The organism is Nitrosomonas aestuarii, from assembly GCF_003046585.1.
Classification (GTDB): domain Bacteria; phylum Pseudomonadota; class Gammaproteobacteria; order Burkholderiales; family Nitrosomonadaceae; genus Nitrosomonas; species Nitrosomonas aestuarii.
This window is the reverse complement of sequence record NZ_QAAE01000021.1, coordinates 1-20,683: the sequence shown is the minus strand read 5'-3', so window position 1 is coordinate 20,683 and position 20,683 is coordinate 1. Positions and strand designations below refer to the sequence as shown.

General features: G+C 44.4%; 20 protein-coding genes, 1 tRNA gene and 1 pseudogene. 14 read left to right on the top strand and 8 right to left on the bottom strand.

Features of this window, described 5'->3' with window-relative positions; all coding sequences use genetic code 11:
* The first annotated feature begins 480 nt into the window (after nt 1-480).
* The gene (locus tag C8R11_RS13690) at nt 481-1,392 is read left to right on the top strand and encodes a glutaminase (protein ID WP_107796189.1); all 912 of its coding nucleotides are present in this window, start codon (nt 481-483) and stop codon (nt 1,390-1,392) included.
* Between the two features lie 71 nt (nt 1,393-1,463).
* Nucleotides 1,464-1,760 (top strand): hypothetical protein, encoded by a 297-nt coding sequence (locus C8R11_RS13685; RefSeq protein WP_107796188.1) that lies wholly within the window; start codon nt 1,464-1,466, stop codon nt 1,758-1,760.
* 620 nt (nt 1,761-2,380) lie between these two features.
* Here C8R11_RS13685 and C8R11_RS13680 read toward each other — a convergent pair.
* A complete protein-coding gene (locus C8R11_RS13680; protein ID WP_107796187.1) occupies nt 2,381-2,767 on the bottom strand; it encodes a hypothetical protein in 387 nt (128 codons plus the stop codon).
* Between the two features lie 187 nt (nt 2,768-2,954).
* Here C8R11_RS13680 and C8R11_RS13675 point away from each other — a divergent pair, with 187 nt between their 5' ends.
* Both C8R11_RS13675 and C8R11_RS13670 read left to right on the top strand, forming a co-directional pair.
* Complete coding sequence (locus C8R11_RS13675; protein ID WP_244907693.1) at nt 2,955-3,299, top strand: hypothetical protein; 345 nt, start codon at nt 2,955-2,957, stop codon at nt 3,297-3,299.
* Nucleotides 3,300-3,610: 311 nt separating this feature from the next.
* Nucleotides 3,611-3,814, top strand: coding sequence for a cold-shock protein (locus tag C8R11_RS13670; RefSeq protein WP_090703333.1), 204 nt, complete (start codon nt 3,611-3,613; stop codon nt 3,812-3,814).
* A gap of 194 nt (nt 3,815-4,008) precedes the next feature.
* On the opposite strand, the gene C8R11_RS13665 is transcribed toward C8R11_RS13670, so the two are convergent.
* From C8R11_RS13665 to C8R11_RS13655, 3 genes are all read right to left on the bottom strand, one after another.
* Nucleotides 4,009-4,500: a ribonuclease HI gene (locus tag C8R11_RS13665; RefSeq protein WP_107796186.1), complete on the bottom strand. Its 492-nt coding sequence runs from the start codon at nt 4,498-4,500 to the stop codon at nt 4,009-4,011.
* 72 nt (nt 4,501-4,572) lie between these two features.
* Nucleotides 4,573-6,474, bottom strand: a complete 1,902-nt coding sequence (locus C8R11_RS13660; protein WP_107796185.1) for a multicopper oxidase family protein — start codon at nt 6,472-6,474, stop codon at nt 4,573-4,575.
* A 410-nt stretch (nt 6,475-6,884) separates the two neighbouring features.
* Nucleotides 6,885-7,472 carry an EAL domain-containing protein gene (locus C8R11_RS13655; protein ID WP_146159116.1) on the bottom strand — a complete coding sequence of 196 codons (588 nt, stop codon included), beginning with the start codon at nt 7,470-7,472 and terminating at the stop codon, nt 6,885-6,887.
* On the opposite strand from C8R11_RS13655, the gene C8R11_RS13650 reads away from it, so the two are divergent.
* The 5 genes and pseudogenes from C8R11_RS13650 to C8R11_RS13630 all read left to right on the top strand — a co-directional run bounded on the left by C8R11_RS13650 (nt 7,412) and on the right by C8R11_RS13630 (nt 10,274).
* Entirely contained in the window at nt 7,412-7,678 is a 267-nt protein-coding gene (locus tag C8R11_RS13650; protein WP_107796183.1) for a type I restriction enzyme endonuclease domain-containing protein, read from the top strand. The two genes, C8R11_RS13655 and C8R11_RS13650, sit on opposite strands and share 61 nt — an antisense overlap.
* Before the next feature lie 49 nt (nt 7,679-7,727).
* Nucleotides 7,728-7,928, top strand: a pseudogene (locus tag C8R11_RS13645) (integrase core domain-containing protein); the annotation flags it as partial.
* Between the two features lie 143 nt (nt 7,929-8,071).
* Nucleotides 8,072-8,284 carry a hypothetical protein gene (locus C8R11_RS16820; RefSeq protein ID WP_107796181.1) on the top strand — a complete coding sequence of 71 codons (213 nt, stop codon included), beginning with the start codon at nt 8,072-8,074 and terminating at the stop codon, nt 8,282-8,284.
* Between the two features lie 30 nt (nt 8,285-8,314).
* On the top strand, nt 8,315-8,695 hold the full coding sequence (locus C8R11_RS16815; protein ID WP_107796180.1) for a DUF3465 domain-containing protein: 381 nt from the start codon (nt 8,315-8,317) through the stop codon (nt 8,693-8,695).
* Between the two features lie 379 nt (nt 8,696-9,074).
* The gene (locus C8R11_RS13630; protein WP_244907696.1) at nt 9,075-10,274 is read left to right on the top strand and encodes a DUF2254 domain-containing protein; all 1,200 of its coding nucleotides are present in this window, start codon (nt 9,075-9,077) and stop codon (nt 10,272-10,274) included.
* A 481-nt stretch (nt 10,275-10,755) separates the two neighbouring features.
* Here the strand turns inward: C8R11_RS13630 and C8R11_RS16810 are convergent, their stop codons facing one another.
* Nucleotides 10,756-11,631: a putative bifunctional diguanylate cyclase/phosphodiesterase gene (locus tag C8R11_RS16810; RefSeq protein WP_107796178.1), complete on the bottom strand. Its 876-nt coding sequence runs from the start codon at nt 11,629-11,631 to the stop codon at nt 10,756-10,758.
* A gap of 12 nt (nt 11,632-11,643) precedes the next feature.
* Nucleotides 11,644-12,456 (bottom strand): sensor domain-containing protein, encoded by an 813-nt coding sequence (locus C8R11_RS16805; protein WP_107796177.1) that lies wholly within the window; start codon nt 12,454-12,456, stop codon nt 11,644-11,646.
* Between the two features lie 607 nt (nt 12,457-13,063).
* Here C8R11_RS16805 and C8R11_RS13615 point away from each other — a divergent pair.
* Complete coding sequence (locus C8R11_RS13615) at nt 13,064-13,342, top strand: sll1863 family stress response protein (RefSeq protein ID WP_244907692.1); 279 nt, start codon at nt 13,064-13,066, stop codon at nt 13,340-13,342.
* 555 nt (nt 13,343-13,897) lie between these two features.
* Here the strand turns inward: C8R11_RS13615 and C8R11_RS13610 are convergent.
* Complete coding sequence (locus C8R11_RS13610) at nt 13,898-16,390, bottom strand: tetratricopeptide repeat protein (protein WP_107796175.1); 2,493 nt, start codon at nt 16,388-16,390, stop codon at nt 13,898-13,900.
* A 579-nt stretch (nt 16,391-16,969) separates the two neighbouring features.
* Between C8R11_RS13610 and C8R11_RS15930 the strand changes: the two genes are divergently transcribed.
* From C8R11_RS15930 to C8R11_RS13595, 4 genes are all read left to right on the top strand, one after another.
* Entirely contained in the window at nt 16,970-17,365 is a 396-nt protein-coding gene (locus tag C8R11_RS15930) for a hypothetical protein (RefSeq protein WP_146159115.1), read from the top strand.
* A gap of 165 nt (nt 17,366-17,530) precedes the next feature.
* Nucleotides 17,531-18,934: a replication initiation factor gene (locus C8R11_RS13600; RefSeq protein WP_244907691.1), complete on the top strand. Its 1,404-nt coding sequence runs from the start codon at nt 17,531-17,533 to the stop codon at nt 18,932-18,934.
* A 2-nt stretch (nt 18,935-18,936) separates the two neighbouring features.
* A complete protein-coding gene (locus C8R11_RS16800) occupies nt 18,937-19,284 on the top strand; it encodes a helix-turn-helix domain-containing protein (protein WP_244907690.1) in 348 nt (115 codons plus the stop codon).
* Nucleotides 19,203-20,249 (top strand): tyrosine-type recombinase/integrase, encoded by a 1,047-nt coding sequence (locus C8R11_RS13595; protein ID WP_244907695.1) that lies wholly within the window; start codon nt 19,203-19,205, stop codon nt 20,247-20,249. The genes C8R11_RS16800 and C8R11_RS13595 overlap by 82 nt, the downstream gene beginning before the upstream one ends.
* On the opposite strand, the gene C8R11_RS13590 is transcribed toward C8R11_RS13595, so the two are convergent.
* Nucleotides 20,239-20,314: transfer RNA gene (locus C8R11_RS13590), tRNA-Asn, on the bottom strand. The two genes, C8R11_RS13595 and C8R11_RS13590, sit on opposite strands and share 11 nt — an antisense overlap.
* Between the last annotated feature and the right edge of the window lie 369 nt (nt 20,315-20,683).

Sequence of the window (20,683 nt, the reverse complement as noted above, 5' to 3'; positions counted from 1 at the left end):
ATCAGAACTGTTATTCAACATTTGAATGATGATTGGCCGCAGCGGTCTTTCGGTCTTTGTTTATTCAGCTGGAAACTGACAGAGGTCGAGATTTCACGGCTTTGGGTGTTGACCCATGCACGCGGTTCGACGCATGACCTGATGCAATATGCTGTTCAAGTTCTGCTGCTAGCACATATGAACGCTGTTGTTTGCGGCTTATAGATGAAAGCCCCACGCCTGTATGAACGGCGGTCAACCAGCAGTATAGACCGTCGACTGTGTGGCTACGAATTGGATGATTTCTCGCCTATCTAAAGTTAGATTGGTATTACACGGTTACTTCTATACCAGCTTTGAAAGGCACTCCAGGATCGAATTATGGAAAGCCATTCGGTGATAGGTTGATACTGGATTTTATTTTTCCTATACGTCAGACTCTCGAGTCATCACTTGTTACATTTTTATTCCTAATGCGAAAATACGTTTATTGAGAGACGAATGAATTATCAGGCGCTGTTAGATGAAATTTATACAGAAGTTCAGCCGCTATTTGGACAAGGTCATGTGGCGGACTATATTCCGGAACTGGCAAAAATTGATGGGCGAAAATTTGGAATCGCACTCGAAACTGTGGAAGGCGAATGTTTTAAAATAGGCGATGCAACGGAAAGATTTTCGATCCAGAGCATTTCTAAAGTTTTTAACCTTGCGCTCGGAATAAGAATTGTCGGCGATCAGGTCTGGGAGCGTGTCGGTGTCGAGCCGTCCGGAAACCCTTTCAACTCACTTGTTCAACTGGAGTACGAGAAAGGAATTCCGCGAAATCCTTTTATCAATGCTGGTGCGCTTGTTATTACCGATATTTTGCTTGATCACCTGGATCACCCCAACGAAGAAATGCTTGCCTTTGTAGAAAAGCTGCGTTGTTTGGATATCAACTACAATGAAGAAGTAGCGCAGTCCGAGATACAGACTGGTTACACCAATCTTGCCCTGGCCAATTTTATGAAGGCCTACCAGAACATAAACCACGGTGTGGAACAGGTGCTCAATGCGTATTCACATCAATGTTCAATAGAGATGAGTTGCGTTGGGTTGGCAAAATCCTTCTTGTTTCTGGCCAATGGTGGCATCGTCCCCAAAACGGGCGAGCGGATTATAACAGCAATTCAGGCCAAAAGAATTAATGCCATTATGTTAACTTGTGGCTTCTACGATGAAGCCGGGGCATTCGCTTATCTGGTTGGTTTGCCGGGAAAGAGTGGCGTTGGCGGCGGCATTGTCGCAGTCATTCCGAAGAAACTCGCAATCGCTGTCTGGAGTCCTGAACTCAACGAACGAGGAAATTCAATCCGGGGAATCAGAGCACTGGAACTCTTTGCGACACGAACCGGTATGTCAGTTTTTTAATATATTTCAATTTCGTAAACAAGGTATTTTTTTCTAGACGCAGAATTTATAATTTAATCTGGGAGTTAGCGGTGAGTATAATCAAAAGGATCAAACTATTAGTTTTGGGAGCTGTAGTTGCCGGATGCAGCACGACAGCCCCAATCGATAAGGCCGAAACACTCGACCAACTCGGTCACTACAGCGCTGGCCATCTTATTGCCTGCGATGCTGTGCAATGGGTCAGTCCCGAAATGGCCATCAAACACACTATGGATTTTGCACGTGCACGCGAAGAACTCCAACATCCAGGCCGGTGCGGGCCGGGGTGCACGAAGGATTTAGAAGTTTGGAAGCAGGGAGCTGAGAAAGGTGCCTCTTGCCGATGACTAAAGCAAAAGCAAAAGGCTCAGACCTGCAGTGGGTTACCCGGTCAAATTTCAAACGGCATCAATATATGCCAGTTGCTTTGGGTGGTGTTTCTTTTTTAGGTTTCTTTGCTTCCTTATTTTTTCGTTGCTGTCCTTTTGCCATGATCGTACTCCATTATGATTGTTACTGCTGCTATTATGTACGAGTTTATTGAAGTGTGTTGTTAAATTTGAGTTCATTGAATAGCGGCGCGTATCTCATCAACACAAAATGAACAAACTAGCCTGATCACCTAAAAAGACGGTAATGATTAGTCATTGTTGTAACGAAAGATAAACGATGTTAATCGTCAGCTAAAGCTGCAGTATTGAGAGAAAAACATGGCGCAATATGTCGCAGTTATTCCAATTGCAGCATAATAGGCTTAGCGTCATCATCACTCCTCCGCAAAATCCAACAGTACGATGATCAGGGTGTATCAGTGTAAGCCTAGAAAAGGCTATATAACAGTCAAATTACATCCGGCACAGCCGGAGGCTTATAGCTGGAGTCCTGCGAAGAGTCTGTTTGTGCGCCTTATTTTAAGTTTGATTCATACCCTTCAGATGAAACGTGATACGACTTTATTGCTTATAATTTATAAATATGGATAAAGCCAAATGAAGGTAATTGCAAATACTGTTAGCAAAGAGATAAAGAGCTCACTACATATAAATCGATAGGATTTAATGGTATAGGCATCTGCAAGCTCTGTGCTTGTTTTTTTTGATACCTCCATTTCCAGAAATCTTATACGACGATAAATTGGACTATTGATAAACCAACGAAAACATTCAAGTAGCAACAATATACAGGTTAATCCAATTTGTATAAAAAGCTCTTCTTTTATAAGCAGATGTATTTGTTCAGAAGAAAATAACCAGCCGAGTACAACCAAATGTATGCTGGTAGATATCCAGACATTTTCAATATATTGTTTAGTGAGAAATTTAAGCGCATTTAACTTACCTGTTTCTAAGTCCATGATTGTTATTCCTTACCTTGAAGTTAGACGACGTTTCTTCTTTCATTAAATTTCATTCAATATGCAAAGATTAGCAGGACAAAGATAAATGAGCTATGATCATTTACGGTAAATGGCGGGAGAAGAAATCGGTGTAACCTGTTGGTAGAGTTCTTGGCAGATCAGCCAATAAAAAGGAAAATTCCGCATGACAGATAGTAATGTTTTTAAGCTGAACAACCAGAGCAAAATGATCCGTTGCAGGAAGTATTCGAGAAGGCGCACGAAAATGCTTGCTGCAGCGATTGAAGTGGAAGTACCCATTTTTATCGAGCAGTACGATACTTTAAAAACGGACGAAGGTAAGATGGCAGTAGTCGGAAATGGCTATTTTCCTGTATGCTTGATTCAAACAGGACTTGGAGACATTTCAGTCAAAGTTCCGAAGGTTCGAAATCGTTCCAAGTCGGGTATCAAGTTCAACAACAGTCTGATACCACCCTATTTGAAGCGTATCCGGAACATTGATGCGTTTTTGTCTGGTTATATCTGAGAGGAATTTCAACGGGATATTTTTCCGAAATACTGAAACACCTGTTAGGTTCAGATGCGCCGGGATTGTCACCAGCCACGATCAGCCGCCTGAAACAGGGTAGTAAATCACGTTTCAAAGGCATTTTTCGGTAATTTTTTCTTGAGTCAATTCTTTTTTTTAGAATTCGCTGGACTTTCAGTCACAATCAGAGTATAAGAGTTCAAGGTATTTGTTTCAAAGCTTTTGCAGTACTGGTAATCCATGTGCAATCTTCGATTCAAGTAGTTTCTCGGGGGATTCCCCGTTATTTTTAAAAAGGAAGTAATCACATGGCAGCAGGTACAGTTAAATGGTTTAACGATGCAAAAGGTTTTGGGTTTGTTACACCTGAAGATGGCGGAGAGGATTTGTTCGCCCATTTTTCCGAAATTAATATGAGCGGCTTCAAGACACTGACAGAAGGCCAAAAGGTTACCTTTGATGTAACGCAAGGTCAAAAGGGCAAGCAGGCGTCGAATATCCAGGCTCCTTGATCGGCTCTTGATTTGATAAAAAGCCCAGCGCTAAAATGCTGGGCTTTTTGTTTGATGGAAAGCGCTCATGCGGGTCAACTGATCCAGGCAGCCTTTTCGTGATCCAACACGCTTACGCCGTTACTAACGAAAACAGATCAGGGTCGTATTCTATATAGTGCATTACGTTCACAATACTGCCCCCACGCCGTACACTAAGAATCTTCTCTTAATGCACGCCTGGATGTTTGGTCTACCAGACCAAATAGTCTGTCGATCTTATCTTTCTTGCTAGATGCCTGATGGCCTGCTACCTTAACAAATTCACAATTTATCCTGGTGATAAATCGGTAAAATTTTTGGTATAGCTCATAATTACGCAGCCTTCTGTTTTTTCCGGAAAAATAATTGCTTTGCTCAAGACGGGTACGTCTTCCGGGTAAACCAATAATATTTTGAGAATCTGTGTAAACCGTCAAAGTAATATCATCGCTCCCGTTAGCCAAAGCAATCATCTCTTCCAGTGACCACAACAAAGTTTGCAATTCCAATTTAGTTGAACTGGTTTGTTCAAAACGCTTTACTTTCACAGTATCTTTAAGCGAGTCTATAGATGTATTCAGATCAGACACCACTAGATAAGCGCCATATCCCACCTTTAACTGAGTATCAACACTACCGTCAGTAAAAACCCGCAAGTGAGGCATTTTTTAAATCCGTTCAAAACCAAAGTGTTATTTCATCATAAAAAAGGTATCCAGAGGATACCTTTATTTCGATTATGGATTCTTACCAGCCGAAGGCTGAATAGTGACCATTTCCATCATGCCATTGTCTTCATGAAAAACATTATGGCAATGCATAACCAGGATACCGGTAAAGTCTAACGGTTTTTGTAAAAACTGTACAATCTCACCGGATCCGGATTTATCCGGAGCATTGATTAACAAAGTGTCCCGCCATACTGGGAACGGATAATTCATCTCGCCACGGGAAACCAGCTGGAAGGAATTAATGTGGATATGGTACATATGTACACCCTCTGCACTTTGAACCGACCATAAATCAACTTGTCCCAGTTCCAGATTACGTTGGCTTCGCATCGGGTTAAAAACGCGCGCGTTAATCGCCGATGCACCGCCAATTTTTGGTGCAAAGGTGCTATTGGTAAAGCCAAATAAAGCACCTTGCGTTGGTAACTTAGGGCTTTCAGCGGCAGTAATCGTTACAGGAGTTTGCAATTTATTCAAAGCTTGCTGCGTTGGCACTGATGTGTTGTAAGCAATGTCACTGGCGGTTTCTTTCACCGAAACGGTCAAGATAGGCGCTTTACCCTGATAAGTTGCTGCCTGGCACTGTTTATCAATGGCGTCATCATTGGAATTATAAAGCGCATATGTACCTGGTCTGGCAGGGGCTTTAACCATCAAATCCAACCGTTGCCCTGACGCTAATAATGACAATTCATTGTTCAATAGCTCAATGCCATTGGTCGGTTGGCTAACAGGATTCGTCAATAGCACTGGGGAATCATTCTTGCCGGCGCCTGGATTTTGTAATGGAATGCCATCAGCTGCCAGAACATATGCCTTAGGGCCAGTAGCGGTATCTGTTGCACCATCGTCTACAGGCACTAAACACATCGTTGTAACATTACCGATGCTGCCGTTAATGACGCGCCAGAGTTGTGCTTCTTCCGTCCACATTGAAATGGTTGGTTGAAATTGTCCATTCACTGACAAGGTTTTGTTGGTTACCTTGGGTGTTGCCGGTTTTGTGTCATCAAAATCACAATTTGCCGAATCCTGATAAACACTCATGCAGTCCACAAGATAGGGGTCACTTTGCGTGCCCGATCCTCTGTTTTGACTATCGGAATAACTTCCACCATAAGAAATATGTTGCAGCATAATAATCTTTTCACGCGCTGCTTGCACAGCAGGAAGGCTTTCAAGGCCGTTAACGGGGTCTTCAATGATTAACGCGCCTGCTATAGCATCAGCCAGGTGCATGGAAACCGCGCCATGCTTATGCGCGTGATACCAGAAGGTTCCGGCAGGATGCGTGTCTGGTATCTGGTAAGAATAGGCAAACTCTCCGGTAACACAATTGCCTGCGCCATATTCTTGATTACATTGCTGTAATGGTTTTTGTGGTGTTTTGTCAGGGAAAATACTGGTCAATACATTATCACCCGGACTCTGCGGTGAGACATGCAAACCATGTGTATGCAGATTAATCACATCAAATCCGTGTGGAATAGTAGTGCTGTGACCACTATCACCGGCGGAGGGTTTATAGTCAAGGCTGTTTCTAAAAACAACATTCAGCGCATCTCCTGGACGAATACGCAATGTTGGCCCTGCCAGGAGATTGTTGGCAACAGGTGTTGTTGCGTCTGGATTGTGGCTGATCAAGCCCACGCCACGTGCTTTGACTACCGGGTCCTTGATTGGCCCGCCTTCGGGTGTTGGTGAGATGCCCGGCATGGTGTATGTGTCCGATTTAACATCCAGTGTGACACTTAACGATTTTGTTGAGTCTGAACTGACTGATACGGGCATCGTTAATTCAGATGAACTGCCAAGCTGGGTTGTTGCATGGGTGAGTGAAACACCCAGACCCAGGAAAATCCAAAGAACCAAATTTGTTTTTGCCAACTTGTTGCTTTTTCTGTTCATTTTTTATCCCTGATTAATAGATTGTCAACCAGCCTTGCAGAACCACGACAATGGCCGATTCAACGAGAAATGAAGATTTGCTTGCATAAAAAAGTTTCAATCATCATTCAAGCCCTACCATTTTAAGAACTATTTTTATTTCTTATTGAAGAAACTAGAGACAATAAATGGTGCATTAACTTGATATGTGGCGGAATCATTGTAAATTGGCAGCAGGGTACTTGTTACCTACCAGATGGGATTGGCGTGATAAGGTGCAACAATATACACCCAGAAGATTAGTTGACAATATCATTCTTTACAGTCACCCAAACAGAGAAGTGGTCTACAATTTCTGGACAAATATATTAGGAGTTATTCCCTTAGGCATCATGACAGGCTGATGGACTCATATTAGACTATGTCATTTTTCAATGTATGAGCTTTGCAACCTTAGTAGACAATGTCGAGGAGCCCAGTTGATTTAATATGCTGACCAGGTGATTGGCATCGATTGGTTCGCTGTAAAAATACCCCTGCATTTCGGTGCATCCGTAACCTTCCAGTAATTTAGCCTGATTGATATTCTCAACACCTTCCGCAACGAGCCCAATTCCGAGATTGTGAGCCAGTGCTGAAATGGCCTCTACAATTGCGGCATCCTTGGCATTGCTGGCAATGTCAGTAATGAAACTACGATCAATTTTAAGACAATCAATCGGAAAGCGCTTAAGATAACTGAGTGACGAGTAGCCGGTGTCAAAGTCATCAATGGACAGGGCAATGCCAAGTTCCTTCAGGGCGTGCATAAGCGAAATAGCATGTTCAGTATTATCTGCCAGCAGACTTTCTGTCAGTTCCAGTTCAAGATAGCGCGGTTCCAGTCCGGAATCGGCAAGGGCGGAGCTTACGGTATTTACCAGAGATTCGCTTCGAAACTGCCGCGAGGAAAGGTTGACTGATACACATAGCGGTTCGAACCCCATATCCTGCCATAATTTTTTTTGGCGACGACACACTGAAAAAGATCGCCCATGAACTGGTTGAGAAACTGCGAAAAAGTACGACTGTTGACTGGAAAGTCCGTGACAGCGTGCGTGCACGAATAAGAAATATAGTGCGAGTTCTATTGCGTCGCTATAAAAATCCGCCGGATAAAACGGATGAAGCGGTGGAGTTGGTACTGAAACAGGTCGAAGTGCTTTCTGAAGCGTGGGCAAATTAGTTATGGATTCTTCAATTATTTCTTAGCAAGAGGATATCGAGGGTGAAAGGGCAGCCCCCAGCAAAATGCTTGCATAAAACGCTACAACAGAACTGTACGCTATGACTGGTTAAACTTTCACTGCTTTGAATCAATAAACGAGGTTCAGGGCTGTGCAACAAAATGGTTGTGGACCTATAATCATGAACGGCCTAACACGGCCATTGGAGGAATAACACCGAAACAACAGCTTGCTCTATTGGCTCATTAACCTCTACTTCTAACTTCGGTTAATAATGGGGAGTTACTCTTTGATTATCATGTTCTTTTACTAAATTAAATTTATTATCGCAAGCTGTCTGCCGTTATGGTCTTCTGAGTATTTTTATATTTTCCCCGTATAATTTATAACTTATGAAATTTACTACCTTGCTGTTCCTGGCATTAATTCCATCAATAGCCGCTGCAGAGAATTTTCTAATCAATAGCAATAAGTTATTTAATTTTGCTGAGGAATCTTATCCTGAGTTTTTTAGTCCTGCTGGAGTAGCAACTACTATCCTGGATGCATATCTGGTTCGTTACTATCCCAGTACTGATACTTATATCGGTACTAGAAGCGAATAATTTTATGCCTATGGTGATAATTTTAATGGGTTGTTGAGGGCGGGAGTAATTGCCGACTACATTGAGTTAGAAGCCGATGGAGATAAATTATTAGCTCAATTATTTGCCAATGTGCAAAGTAATATTCAGGTTTCCGGGACAGGTGTCGTGATTTCTATTTTGTCAGATGATCTTAGTGGCAGCCGTCATCAGAGATTCATCATTGAATTAAAGTCAAAGCAAACACTACTGATAGCTCACAATATAGATTTGGCGCCAAGAATTGATACGTTAGCAGTAAATGATCAAATTGAATTCTTTGGTGAATACGAATGGAATGATAAAGGTGGAGTCATCCACTGGACGTATCGTGATCCTGAAGAAATGCATGAGAATGGCTGGATTTTTCATAATAATATTATCTACCAATGACCTTGTATTGATAGTCGCAATATTAAAAAATTAGCCTTTTGCAATCACACCGATTCAAAATCCAAAAGTCCGATGATCAGTATGCATAGCTGTAAGTCTAAGAAAACTATGGCTCGCCAAAATGGGTAAATCTGGTAACTGGAATTGAGTCATATCTTTTCCATAGTTGTAGTGTTTCGTAGATATGATAGTCTTCATTTGATCTAACATCACAATTTTTTTGCTTCTTTTTCTTACGTGTGGTAAATATAAGGTAGCTGTATAATTACCTGTTAGAGAGTAAATTAGTATGGCATCTTTTGTTTCAATAGACCGCATCCGCTTTATTATCAACCGGCTTCGCGAACGGCTCTGGGTGAGGCCATTGGTAGTTTGCTTGCTGTCAATCAGCGCGGTTTTCGTTGCGAAACTCGCTGATGGTACCCAGCTGGCGCAGCTCTTGCCTGCGATTGCGCTAGACTCGATTGAAACACTGCTGTCCGTCATGGCGGCCAGCATGTTGGTCATTGCTACTTTTTCTGTGTCGTCAATGGTGTCAGCTTACGCCTCGGCAGGCAGTACAGCGACTCCACGGGCTTTCACCTTGGTCGTCGCCGATGATGCATCCCAAAATGCCCTTTCGACATTTGTTGGCGCGTTCATTTTTAGCATCGTGGCACTAACGGCGGTCAAAAACGCCTACTTTGACGAGGCAGGTCTTTTTATTCTTTTTGCCCTCACGGTGTTTATATTTGGCTTGGTAATCGTTACCTTTGTGGGTTGGGTTGACGGTATTGCCCGGCTCGGACGATTGGGATCGACGATTGAAAAGGTTGAGAAAGCTACGGCAGACGCTCTGAAGCGTCGGCGGGATGCACCAACTCTACACGGAATACCGAAAAAAAAATCTCAAGCAGTTGGACAAGCTTTATTCGCGCAGAGCATTGGTTACGTGCAGCATATTGACATGACCGCCATTCAATCGTGGGCGGAAGAAGTGGATGCACGGGTGGTTGTGGAAGCTTTGCCCGGTGCATTTGCCACTCCCGATCGGATTCTGGCGTACGTGAGCACCCCATCGGGTGACCAGTCCAAAATTGACTATACATGCATTGTCGAATCATTCCAAATAGGAGACCATCGTCTTTTTGAAGACGATCCCCGGTTTGGGCTTGTTGTGCTATCGGAGATCGCGGGTCGCGCCCTATCGCCAGCCGTCAATGATCCCGGCACGGCCATAAACGTTATCGGTAAACTGATACGGCTATTTGTTCTGTGGAATGAGCCAACGCAAGGTACAGAAGAAAAAACACCAGAGTATGACCGAATAGAAGTGCCTCTGATCTCGGTGGGCGATATGTTCGATGATGCTTTCACGGCGATTGCCCGTGATGGAGCCGGAGTGGTCGAGGTGTCCGTGCGTCTGCAAAAAGCATTGCGTTCGCTGGCATTGACCGGTAATGCCGAAATCCGTGATGCTGCCAACTATCACGGACATTTAGCTCTTGAGCGTTCCCGCAAAGCGCTTGATCTTAAAGAAGATCTGGCGGCCGTTGAAGCTGCGGCCCAGCTGCACGTAGTCACCCATTTTCGTAGATAATGATTCCTCTATCTCATTGGACCAGGACTAAGCGTGTTTCGTTAATATCGTATTTCGCCTAACCAAACGATGCACCGGATGGGCTTCACCCACCACTGATCGGGATCGTTACAGAAATATTTTTCAACTAGAAATAATTTCTGCCAATATGCATTCGTACTTACCGTTCGAGTAACATACATGGACGCCCACGTTATGCCAAACTTTTAGTCAATGATTTTGAGCAGGTAAAGATTGCAGCCATACATTCGCATTTTATGCGAGACTATGTCTCTGTCCCTGATGGAATTAGCTGAGCAGATCCGATCACGGGGTCGCACTTCGCTATACCACCGACCCAAAACCTATAAGTCCGATGGTCAGTGGCATTAGCAGTAAATCCAAGAAAATAATGGCTCGCCAAAACGGACAAATCTGGGTGCTGAAAAGTACCAGTCAATTTACTTAAACTCACTTTATGATTAAGGCAAGAACTAGATACCTACGGATTGATGCTTTTCCAGATTCTGCTTTCAATCTCAGGGGCCGGTAGCGGTTTGCTAAAAAAATATCCTTGGAAACGAAAGCATCCATGAGATGCTAGAAAAAACAGCTGTTCCTCAGTTTCCACACCTTCGGCGACAACATTTATCTTCAGGTTGTCTGCCATGGCGAGGATAGCAGCGATGATCGCGGTATCTTCTGGATTATCACTAATATCACGCACGAATGAGCGATCAATCTTCAGCGTGTTGATCTGGTAGCGTTTCAGATAACTCAGGCTAGAATAACCGGTACCAAAGTCATCTACTGAAATCTCAATTCCTAATGCACGAAGTTGTTGCAGTGTTCTGACCACCTCCTCAACATTTTCTATCAATTGACTTTCTGTGATTTCTAAAATCAAACAGTGTCCTTCCACCTCGGTCTCATCCAAAATGCGTGTAATGTCCGCCACTAGGGTTTTCTGCCGGAATTGTAGAGCAGAGAGATTAATTGCTAGCTTCGGAACCTCATAACCTTGTTCACGCCAAGCCTTAATTTGCAGGCACGATTGTCGCATCACCCATTCCCCGATCAACACGATCATTCCAGTCTCTTCAGCAAGTCGGATAAATTTTGTCGGACAAATCAATCCGTTCTTAGGATGACGCCAGCGTAACAATGCCTCCATACTGTAAACCTTGGTGTCATCTATGTTAACAATCGGTTGATAATGAAGCAGCAGTTCGCTGCACTTTAATGCATTACGCAAATCGACTTCCATGGAATGTCGCTCATTTGCCCGCTTGTTCATCTCTGACTTAAAGAATTGGCAGTTGTTACGGCCCTTCTTCTTAGCATGGTACATGGCAATATCACTGTTCTTCAGTAACATCCAAATATTCTTTCAATCATCCGGGAACAGGGAAATACCGATACTGCCACTGACGTGAAGTTCCGCGTCATCAATCTGAAAAGGAAGGTTTAATACATCCAGTATTTTCTGAGCTACCACTTCCGCATCCATGGCTTTGTAAAGATTGGACAGCAGCACTATAAACTCATCCCCACCATGGCGTGCCACTGTGTCTTCTCTACGCACTACGGTCACAAACCTTGCTGCTACTTCTTGCAATAGTAGATCACCAACATCGTGCCCTAAGGAATCATTGATCACTTTAAAGTGATCCAAGTCAATGAACAAAACAGCTACATGTTTCTGGTTACGACGGCCCTGTTCAAGTGCCTGTTTAATGCGGTCCATGAGTAAAGTGCGATTGGGCAAACCTGTTAGCATATCGTAAGTAGCCATCTCCATGATGCGATGTTCCGCCTTTTTGCGTTCAGTGATGTCAACGGACATGCCAACCAAATACAGCGGTTTTCCAGAACTGCTGCAAAAAGGTTTTTTGAATGTGTGAACAATACGATTTTCCTTAAGTGAGGAATTCCAAATTATTTCTTCAAAATCAATTTGGCTAGCACTCTCAAATACTTCTTTGTCTTTGGCGAGAAAAAACTTCATTTGTTCGGGTGGAAAAAACTGGCTGGCGTCCGTCTCATAAAGGTCTTTAAAACGCAAGCCCCATTGCAATTCGCAAGCGTTGTTCATCATCAATATTCTACTATCGGCATCTTTTATAAAAATAGCTATAGGTAATAAATCAATAAACTCTTTTAATTCTGGTGTGTTATCAAAAAATGGGAACTGGGAATTCATACTTATAGATTCTATCCATCACAAGACGGTGACTCATATGAGTGTTATCCCCGTCCAAGTAACACGGGGGGCTACAAATACATACCATTAATAATTAACTGTCGAATATAGATGTTTTGCGTTTTTTATACAAGCGCTTGGACTCTATCCATAAAAGCCGCCTATCCGAGCAGCCGTGCGCAGTACGGGTGCGGAGGCTAAACGGCGTTCTTGATATCCTGACCCACTAGGCGCATAAATCCATAGGAGGGACCGCCGACGCACCATACGCCAAAGAGCAGGAGGTGCCTGTGGAGTTATGCGCGCTTTCAATAACTGATGTAATATTACTCATTACTCAGATTGAAATAGTCAAGGAATCAGATCTATGCGCATTGCATTATGTGCTTGCGTTTCCAAGGTCAAGCAAGCAGACAAAGAATTGTCCATTCCCGGTCAATTGCGGTAAATGTGCGACTGGTATAAGGCCACGGTTGCACTTTAATCACGGAATACATTGAGCCGGGCGCATCCGCTACCGGTGGTAATCGCTTAATTTAGTGCGCTTCATTGGTACAGTCTTACTCCGCTATATACAAAAGAGGAGAATGAACTGAGCGAAAATAAAATGAAAGCGCAATTACAAGCTGAAGTGGAAAACATGCAGTCAATGGTTGATGAAGTCAAATTGCAAATGCACCTGGGAGCAAAGGAAGCGCAGTATAAAATTCAACCACACCTTGATGAGCTCGAGCAGGGATTGAGACAGGCGAAGGAAAAATGGGGCCAGTTTGAAAACAGTACAGAAAGCGCTTGGGAAGATATTCAAAATGGGCTTAGATTGTCTCTAAAATCCATGCACCAGGCATTTGAAAAGGCAAAAAAACATTTTCCAGAACAAGAATAAAAATGACTCTTTTTCTGTAGAATTTGAACTGCTGTAGTTATTCGATTGCAGCCAAAATGGTGGCTCAGCATCCCACAGACCCAAAACCTTTAAGTCCGGCGATCAGTGTCGTCAAAAGTAAGTCCAAGAAAATAATGGCTCCCTGACCAGGGCTCGAACCTGGGACCTGCGGATTAACAGGTCTAATTAACCACTGTTTTTATTGATTTTATTACCGCCAATGCTCGCCAAAATACGCCAATGATCGTCAGATTTGTCACGTTTTGTTTTTTGCTGTTAGTTAGAATGTTTGAAAGCAAATTTTGCTTTTGGATTATGTCGGTTCAGCTTCAAGGAATACAGCAAACTGACTCAGCTGGGTTGCTCGCCACAGTCTGGCGTAACAAATCTGTCCTATATCCCATACAAGAGCGAAGCTGTTGTATCTTTTTTTGAAGTGATGGCAAACATCCTTTTGCCTTTAGCGTCATTGTTCCATAGGGTTATGCTGCATTGCAAAATCTGTATCTTTGTTCTGCGAGAGTTACTTTGGTAATATCATTCATGAGATTGATTTCAATTTTGATCAGGATTATTCCCCTGAAAATTGGATAGTTTCTGCTCCGCTACTTCATGATTCTTGAGGATAACGGGATGATTCGGCGCCCGGTTGAGTGCCTGCCGATAGCTTTCTATCGATTGTTGGTAGTTTTTCAGCGCTTCGTTGTGCTGTGAAAGATTCGCCTGCAAATTCGCCAGGCTTAGCAGAGTATTACCCAGGTTATTATGCGCGAAGACATAATCCGGCGCCCGGTTGAGTGCCTGCCGATAGCTTTCTCTCGATTGCTGGTAGTTTTCCAGCGCTTCGTTGTGCTGTGAAAGATTCGCCTGCAAATCCGCCAGGCTTTGCAGGGCAAGTCCCAGATTATTATGCGCGAAGACATAATCCGGCGCCCGGTCGAGTGCCTGCCGATAGCTTTCTCTCGATTGCTGGTAGTTTTCCAGCGCTTCGTTGTGCTGTGAAAGATTCGCCTGCAAATTCGCCAGGCTTAGCAGAGTACTACCCAGATTATTATGCGCGGAGACATCATCCGGCGCCCGGTCGAGTGCCTGCCGATAGCTTTCTATCGATTGCTGGTAGTTTTCCAGCGCTTCGTTGTGCTGTGAAAGATTCGCCTGCAAATCCGCCAGTTTTGCTAGGGTATTACCCAGGTTATTATGCGCGAAGACATAATCCGGCTTTGCCTGCAGGTCTGCGTTGTAATACTGGATGGCTTCACTCAAGGCAGTCATTGCCTGACTATGCCGCGACAGACTAATGGCATAGCTACCGATTTGATAAGCAGCAGTACCCCGGCTAAAATTACTTTCCAGTTTCATTTCACTTTGCAGCGCCTGCAGATTCTCGCAAAGGACATGCTGGCTTTTTTCTATGGCCGATCCAAACAAGGTATTCCACTCATCAAATCCGCGCTGCCAGTCCTGCTGATTCGCATGATAAATCGCGTGAACGATAGCCAATTCGTTTCCTTGGTTGTGTTGGTCACGATAGTATGTTTCCAGAGCAGCGTGCGCCTGCATGGTTTCAGTTTCATTGAGTGCGCCCAAAGCTCTGCGCAGCAGATCATGAACGCGATACCAGCCTTCATCCCTGTCAGGCATCGGCCAGACAAAGGAAAACTGCACCAGTTGCTGAAAAAACGGTACGGTCGCTTGATAATGCATTGCATTGCCGAGTGCAAAGAAAAGATTGCGGTCAAAACCGCGTGCTGCGGCCAGTGTCTTGACCGCATAGGATAGATCGGTATCGCAATAACGCAGCAGTCGCGTTACCAGGCTGCGTGTTTTGTCTTCGGTTTTTTCCGGGTCGGTTAAATCTGCGGGATTAAGTTTCTCGCCACGACGTGCCGCAGCCAGCGCGATGTCGCCACATAAACCGATATAAAGGGGGTGGATCTGTCCGGATGCCACTTCGCTCATGGCAATCAGCGCATTGCGCAGAACCGAATCTTTGATGCTAGCTTTGATCAGATAGGCGTCGGCGTCTTCCGCAGACAGGTGGCCTATAAGCCAGACATCCAGATAAGCTTCAGGAATAATAGTTTGGATCGGCGCATCAGACCAGCGCGGTGCTTCACGCCCGGCGACAACAGCGACAATACCGGCGTCCAGATCAAGCGCACGCAACAAACGGCGCAGCCATTCATCGCGGCTAAAGTAACTTTCTTCAGATTCACGGTGCTTATCGGTGCCCCAGAACGATTCATGCGTGTCGAATAACAATGCCACACGCGGTGGCGCATCGTCCACTGCCATCGCCGCATTCAAATCGCGAGCGAACAAGTCGGGCAACTGTTCAAATAACTGCGAATTGGGATCAAGCCGCTCGAGTTGCTGCCAGGCAGTTTCATCAATTTTGCGTTTTTTCAGGTAAAGCGTAAGGAAATTTTTGCTTTTGTCTTTATCTAAATATTTATTCAGAAAATTGAAAACCGATCTTGCCTGATCGGCAACCCTGTTTTCTGTAAAAATGTTTATAAGCATATCGACGAAGTCGGTTTCTGCTTCCGGTAATAATTGCTTCAAGCTTTCGGGTGCCATGCCACGTCCGCGGATTTGATACACTGCCATCGCATAATCAAACAGAGGAAACCGAAACCCTTGCCGCCCGAGTTGCTCGCGCAGCTTGACCAGACCATCAAACGCCAGACGCGGCTGTACGTTGCGTTTATCTTTATCTTTTCCAAAGTCGAGATAAGCGCAAGGCACCGCTGTTGCTTCAGCGGCGTTTTCAAAATTAAACGCAAAATCTTCATCGCTGGCCTGGGTTTTGACAAAATTCCAGGAATCCGCAGGTAAATACCGGCAATAACGCTCTTGCAGCATACGCAAAAGCCAGGATTTACCATTGCCACCGTCGCCATGAAAAAACAGGATGGACTTGCACGCCGGATCGTTCAAGTAGCTTGCAAACAATCGCCGCTCCTGCATGCGATCGGTAAACAACTCGATGGCGCGGTTGATCTCGGTAATGCTTGGGTCTTGTTCCAGTTCGTCGTTAATGCTCATGGATTAACTCCTGCGTATAAAAAAGCTAAATCGCTTCGCTTATATAATACCTTGATCATGTTTGCAAATCGGACTGTACATTCCTATAACGTGCCTATGGCCAGTTCGATGTAAAAAAATCCGATGGATTTAAATCTACTTGTTAATTTGTTCACTAAAGAATACCCATGTTGTGGCGAAAAATAAATATCAGCTGTTTTTTTATTCAGAATTCTTAAGGATAAATATTTTTTAATGCTCGTACATGTAAAAACTTTGTCTTTATGGGAAATTGCTCATTACTGGCATGATTATGATCCAAGATCGTGTGAAACTCACAACATACCGTTAAAAGTACGTGACACATTGCTTGTACTTACCAAAGCATCCATTAACAGTGCGAAATTTAGTGTATATACTGAAAAGCATAGAGCTTTCTTATTAAAGCTACTCCGGCCTATTCAACAGATCACCACAGAATGCTTTCTTGAGAGTTTACAAAAATCCATTGATAAGAAAGTGTTCGAGAAACGTCTTTTTAACAGCATGTTATTGTCGCGTAATGGGTTGGCCCGCTGGTGCATTGAAAATAATGAACCGTTGCCTGAATTCTGGTTTCCCGACAATGACAGATATCCTTATGATTTGGATGATAACGAAATAGAACATACTGAGCGTTATGAATATCTTTTGGTTTATGATGGTACAAAAAAAGCGAGTTTTGAACCAATAAAACAAGCCATTATTGTTTCAGTAGCCAGCAATGCTACCAAAGCCGCAAATGCAAAACATGCCGCAACAAATGCCATCAACAATAAATTTATTACTTTTTATCAAGAAAAAGGCGCTCAACATTCCAGCAAAGCCGCTGCTGCAAGACATTTCTTTGATTCCCTGGTAGAGAAAGAACAGCTTCAATTTAATAGCCGTGATACAGCCACTCGGACTTTTTTGGGTGCGCTTCGCAAACACACGAAGAAAAATAAATCTGCCTGATTCGAACATCTGCATGTAGACGTATATTAACTCCTGATTCCTGAAGTGCTCTTTTACCGTGGGGGTTTTGTGCAAAAGTATATTCCTTCTGCATGCAGCGGTAATGGGCAATTGAGTTTTTAAGCCCGATAGTGCCTCCATCATCAATAACTTATGGAGGTTCCGATGAAAGACGCTAAATTATTTACACATGAAGTAAATTCACAGATTTTTGACGTTAGAAAGCAGGATAATATTCAATCCGCTGAGCCACCACACCGCACAACGAGCGCAAGCGAGGCAGTGCGGCGTGATGGCGAAGTGGAACAGGATTTGACGGATGCATTGCATCAGTCTGAATCATCCCCACAAGGTACGCCGCCTAGTAACACAGTACCTAATAACTGCAATAATACAGAATACTTCAAGCTGTTAAGGTTTGGGGTTGATAGTCTGTATCTATCCTATCCAGGTGAATTATCTGCTGAGGTGGATGATGAATTAAAAGAACTGAAGCAAATCGCGCAATCACCTGAACCACATCAACAGGTAAAAGCGCAGTATCTAGTCGATGACCACATCTTTGAGGTCAAGGATAAGGGCAAAGGCTTCTTTCTTTATCGCCTGCAAGATAATACCTTTCATATTCAATTATCCCGCAGCCGTTCGCTGCCATTTGCGTATGTACAGCTATCCAGCGAGTATTTGACTTATAGAAGGCCACTGGAAGCAGAAAAAGCCCTGCGCCGCGTTCTGGATCAATTGGGCACTGTTCATGAATCAGCCAATGTCAGCCGCATTGATCTGTTTATTGATTACGTCAGTTCCGAGAATATGGAAAGCTGGAACCGCCATGCCTGGGTAACGCGTGCATCTGCAATCAATGCTTATTCGGTTGAACGTGAATTCTCCGGCTGGACGATTGGTGCGGGTGGCGTGATCAGTTGCCGCCTTTATGACAAAACACTGGAAATTAACAAACAGTCGAAAAAGTTTTACCTGCATGAATTGTGGAAAAAAACAGGCTGGAACGGTCAAGATAAAGTCTGGCGGCTTGAGTTTCAGTTAAAACGGGAAGTGTTGACACAGAAAGGGCTGAGTAAGCTTGCCGAAGTGCTGGATAACCTCAACGGCCTGTGGAGCTATGCCACAACGGAATGGCTGCGCTTGACCCTGCCTAACCCGGATGATCAAACCCGTTCACGCTGGCCGATTCATCCCTTATGGGGCTACCTGTCATCGGTTGACTGGCATACCGACGGCGGGCCTTTATCGTCGCGTTTCAATAACGCACGCATACCGGGTGATGACTGGCTGTGCCGGAATGGATTCAGTGCGCTGATTTCATTCATGGCGCGTGAAGGTGTCCAGGATTTTGATGCAGGCGTTGAGGCGTTTAAGAATGCGTTATACGGCTATCACGAACGCAAAAGCTTTTATCTGGGGCTGACTTTTGATGATTATGTGCAGGAAAAAATTGCCATCAAAGCGCGTCAGTTCAATTCCATCCTGAACAAAACCGAAGCCGATGAGCAGGCCAGACTGGATAAGCTTGCCCGAGAATACCGGAAACAGTCAGAAGGCAGCTAACAATGGAAAAAATTAGCCTGCCACTGCCTGCAATTCGCTGCCTGTCCAGGAAAGAAGCCGCTGTCTATCTCGGTATCGGGGTCACGCTGCTGACTGAACTGGATATTCCTTGTATTAAACTGGGCCGCCGTTGTGTATACGACAGGGTTGATTTAGATGCCTGGATAGAGGATTATAAGCAACGCGAGCATGGGCGGGCTAAGGAGGAACACATATGGCCCAAACACAAGAAGGCGTCTACCGGAGAAAAGATTCCCGTTTCTGGTGGATTGCAACAACGCTCCCAAACGGCAAAAGAATACGCCAAAGCGCTGGGACAGAAAGCCGTCAGGATGCCGAAGCACTGCTAGCCAAAATCAGGCTGGAAGCGTTCCGGGAACATCATTTCGGCATTAAGCCGCAACGCACCTGGCAGGAAGCCGTGGTACGGTATCTCACAGTTAAAGCAAGCCTGAAAAGCTATCGCGATGTGCAACGGATTTGCCGCATGCTTGATCCTTATCTGGGCAAACTGACATTGAATCAGATTAATGGTGACATGATCTGGTTTATTGTTCAGGAACGGCTCAAGACAGGGAATACACCGGCAACCGTGAATCGTTATCTGGCCTTGATTCGTAATTTGCTGAAAATGGCGCGCGATGAATGGCAATGGATCGACAGCATTCCTAAAATCCGGTTAATGCCGGGTGAAGTGGAACGAGATCGCTGGCTGACCCGTGAAGAAGCAGGCCGTTTGATTGATGCTGCACCGGATCACCTGGCGGCATTGATTCGCTTTGCTTTGGCAACGGGTTGCCGGGCGCGTGAGATTACCGGATTGGAGTGGAACCGCGTCGATTTAAATCGGCGCACAGCATGGTTGAATAAAACCAAGAATGGCACACCGCGAGGTGTTCCGCTGAATAAGGATGCAATCGCTGTATTGGAAGCGCAAATCGGCAAACATGCGCAATACTGTTTTACCTATCGTGGCAAACCTATCCTTTGGGATTTAACCAATACGGCCTGGGGAAACGCGGTTAAAAAAGCAGGGATTGACGATTTCCGCTTTCATGATTTGCGGCATACCTGGGCTTCATGGCATCGGCAGGCTGGCACCAGCTGTGATGAACTGAAGGATTTAGGGGGCTGGAAGTCGCGCAATATGGTGGATCGTTACGCCAAGTTTGCAACCGAGAATCTGGCGTTTGCTGCATCCAGGATCGAATCGACCCGTGACAGCAAGGTCATTCCGTTGTCACGTATTTGTCACGTTAAACAGGCAGTTGATGAGGGCGAGTCGAATAAGTCTTTGAATATTTTGGCTCCCTGACCAGGGCTCGAACCTGGGACCTGCGGATTAACAGTCCGTCGCTCTACCAACTGAGCTATCAGGGATTTGGTGAAGGTGTGAATCTTAACGGTTTGCGTCTTTCCGGTCAACTGTCATTGGCTTTCATAATGAAAAAAATCGGCGGTGTTAGGTATTTGAAAAAAATGTAACTGAAAAATGTCACGATTTTATTCTTGCGCAGCGTTTTTAAAACTTACGAAAACAAAACTGTTAACACCAAGCGACTTTGTCGTATCTTAATTACCAGGCGATTCTGTCGTAATCGCTAATTACCAAGGGAAACTGTCGGTCTCTTTTTTACATGTTTGTTAGTGTTCTTTTTTTGAATACTGGAGGCATGTTGAGGATGATTGTGATGGATTCTAAAGCTCAACTCACCGTTGATATAATTGCTAAAATTGTTGAAGGCAGAA